We start from the raw sequence: 3,241 nt of genomic DNA, 5'->3' as shown, positions 1-3,241 counted from the left end.
CTGCGCCGAGCTGCTGGCGCAGCACAGCGATGTGGAAGGCGCACTCACCGTCACCTACCTCACGCCGGCCCACCAGGCCTGCCAGGTGCAGCTGGTGCGCTGGATGCACGACTGCGGCTTCGACGAGGTGGAGGTCGACGCCGTCGGCAACGTGGTCGGCGTCTATGAAGGCACGGACCCGCAAGCCCCGCGCCTGCTCACCGGCAGCCACTACGACACCGTGCGCAACGGCGGCAAGTACGACGGCCGCCTGGGCATCTTCGTGCCCCTGGTCTGCGTGCGCGAGCTGCACCGCCAAGGCAGGCGACTGCCCTTCGGCCTGGAGGTGATCGCCTTCGCCGAAGAAGAAGGCCAACGCTACAAGGCCACCTTCCTCGGCTCCGGCGCCGTGATCGGCCGCTTCGACTACGGCTGGCTCAACCAGCAGGACGCCGACGGCATCACCATGCGCGAGGCCATGAAGGCGGCCGGCCGCGACATCTCGCAGATCGACGCGATGAAGCGCGACCCGGCGCGCTACATGGGCTTCGTCGAGGTGCACATCGAGCAGGGCCCGGTACTCAACGAGCTCGACCTGCCGCTGGGTGTGGTGACCTCCATCAACGGCAGCGTGCGCTACCTGGGCGAGATGATCGGCATGGCCAGCCACGCCGGCACCACGCCCATGGACCGCCGCCGCGACGCCGCCGCGGCCGTGGCCGAGCTGCTGCTCTACGTGGAAAAGCGCGCCGCGCAGGTGCCGCACCTGGTGGGCACGGTGGGCATCCTCGAGGTGCCCAGCGGCTCGATCAACGTGGTGCCCGGGCGCTGCCGCTTCAGCCTGGACATCCGCGCCACCACCAACGAGGTGCGCGACGCGATGGCACACGACGTGCTGGCCGAGCTGCAGCGCATCAGCGCACGGCGTGGCCTGCATCACACGCTGGAAGAAACCATGCGCGCCGCCGCCGCCCCCAGTGCACCCGAATGGCAAGCGCGCTGGGAGGCCGCCGTCGAATCGCTGGGCCTGCCGGTGCACCGCATGCCCAGCGGCGCCGGCCACGACGCGATGAAGCTCGACGAGGTGATGCCGCAGGCCATGCTCTTCGTGCGCGGTGGCAACTCGGGCATCAGCCACAACCCGCTGGAGGTGACCACGAACGACGATGCGCAGTTGTGCGTGGAGGCATTCATGCACCTGCTCGACCAGTTGGCAGAAGCTTGAACGATGCCCGCGCCCCTAACCAGTCATCCCGACGAAAGTCGGGATCCACTGCCCCGCAAAGAGTGGATCCCGGCCTGCGCCGGGATGACATGCGAGTGACGACGCCATGACCCGATACGCAGAACTTGATACCTGGATCGACGCGCACTTCAACGAAGAGGTGCACTTCCTGCAAGCCCTGGTGCAGGTGCCCACCGACACCCCGCCTGGCAACAACGCGCCGCATGCCGAACGCACAGCCGAGTTGCTGCTCGGCTTCGACTTCGAGCCGGAGCGTCATCCGGTGCCTGAAGACGAAGTACGTGCCTATGGCCTGCAGTCCATCACCAACCTGATCGTGCGCCGCCAATACGGCAAAGGCACCACCGTCGCGCTCAACGCCCACGGCGACGTGGTGCCGCCTGGCGAGGGCTGGACGCACGGGCCCTACAGCGGCGACGTCGAGAACGGCAAGCTCTACGGCCGCGCATCGGCTGTGAGCAAGAGCGACTTCGCCACCTACACCTTCGCCGTGCGCGCACTCGAATCGCTGGGCGCGCCGCTCAAGGGTGGCGTGGAGCTGCACTTCACCTACGACGAGGAGTTCGGCGGCGAACTGGGTCCCGGCTGGCTGCTGAAGCAGGGCCTGACGAAGCCCGACTACCTCATCGCCGCCGGCTTCAGCTACCAGGTGGTGACGGCCCACAACGGCTGCCTGCAGATGGAGGTGACGGTGCACGGCAAGATGGCACACGCTGCCATCCCCAGCACCGGCGTCGATGCGCTGCAGGGCGCGGTGCGCATCCTCAACGCGCTGTACCACCAGAACACGCTGTACCAGCAGGTCACGTCCCAGGTCGAGGGCATCACCCACCCCTACCTCAACGTGGGCCGCATCGAGGGCGGCACCAACACCAACGTGGTGCCCGGCAAGGTGGTGCTCCGGCTCGACCGCCGCATGATCCCCGAGGAAGACCCGGTGGCCGTGGAAGCCAGCATCCGCCAGGTGATCGCCGAGGCGGCGGCGCAGCAAGCCGGCATCACGGTCGACATCAAACGCCTGTTGCTGGCGCGTGCGCTGCAGCCGCTGCCGGGCAACAAGCCGCTGGTCGATGCGCTGCAGAAGCATGGGCAGGCGGTGTTCGGCGAGCCCATCCCCACCTCGGGCACGCCGCTGTACACCGACGTGCGCCTGTACTGCGAGCACGGCATTCCGGCGGTGATCTATGGCGCCGGGCCGCGCACCGTGCTCGAATCCAACGCCAAGCGGGCGGACGAGCACATCGTCCTGGAAGATCTGCGGCGCGCGACCAAGGTCGTCGCCCGGTCCTTGTATGACCTGCTGACATGATCTGGCCCGCACACCACCATCCGCTCAGGCTGACCCTTCGGTACCTCAGGGCAGGGTACGCACTGCGTGCGTATCGAAGCCCTGCTCCGCGCTCGCATGCACGGGGCTTCGATACCTCAGCCTGAGCGGTTCGTGATGTGCCTGCATCCTGAAATGACACCCATGCTCCGCCTCGAACTCATCAAGCTCAGCAAGACCTACCCCGCCGTCAAGGCCAACGACCAGGTGAGCCTGCGCGTCAAGCCGGGCGAAATTCACGCCGTGCTGGGCGAGAACGGCGCGGGCAAATCCACGCTGATGAAGATGATCTACGGCGCCGTGCGGCCCGACGAAGGCGAGATCCGCTGGAACGGCGAGCCGGTGCAGGTGCGCTCGCCCGCCGAGGCGCGGCAGCTGGGCATCAGCATGGTGTTCCAGCACTTCAGCCTGTTCGACACGCTCACCGCGGCCGAGAACGTGTGGCTCGGGCTGGGCAAGGGCATGACGCTGGCCGAGGTCACGGCACGCATCACGCAGGTGTCGAAGGAATACGGGCTCGACGTGGAGCCGCTGCGCCCGGTGCACACGCTCTCGGTGGGCGAGCGCCAACGCGTGGAGATCGTGCGTGCGCTCATGCCGAGCCCCAGGCTGCTGATCCTCGACGAACCCACCTCGGTGCTCACGCCGCAGGCAGTGGAGACGCTCTTCGTCACCCTGCGCAAGCTGGC

Annotated in this window: 3 protein-coding genes; all 3 read left to right on the top strand. The window is 67.7% G+C overall.

Going from position 1 to position 3,241, the window contains the following annotated elements; genetic code table 11:
- Window positions 1-1,204, top strand: a 1,204-nt coding sequence (locus tag VFL64_RS15855; protein ID WP_489541344.1) for a hydantoinase/carbamoylase family amidase, incomplete at its 5' end; no start/stop codon positions are given.
- A 106-nt stretch (window positions 1,205-1,310) separates the two neighbouring features.
- Window positions 1,311-2,534 carry a M20 family metallopeptidase gene (locus VFL64_RS15850; RefSeq protein WP_489541343.1) on the top strand — a complete coding sequence of 408 codons (1,224 nt, stop codon included), beginning with the start codon at window positions 1,311-1,313 and terminating at the stop codon, window positions 2,532-2,534.
- A 162-nt stretch (window positions 2,535-2,696) separates the two neighbouring features.
- Window positions 2,697-3,241, top strand: a 545-nt coding sequence (locus tag VFL64_RS15845) for an ATP-binding cassette domain-containing protein (protein ID WP_489541342.1), incomplete at its 3' end; no start/stop codon positions are given.

The sequence above is a fragment of the Rhizobacter sp. genome (assembly GCF_035702065.1).
In the GTDB taxonomy this organism is placed as follows: domain Bacteria; phylum Pseudomonadota; class Gammaproteobacteria; order Burkholderiales; family Burkholderiaceae_C; genus Rhizobacter.
This window is presented reverse-complemented; position numbering and strand designations above follow the sequence as displayed.

What these genes read in the sequence shown, in the direction of transcription:
- VFL64_RS15850 (WP_489541343.1), top strand. Translation starts at nt 1,311, where the DNA reads ATGACCCGATACGCAGAACTTGATACCTGGATCGACGCGCACTTCAAC.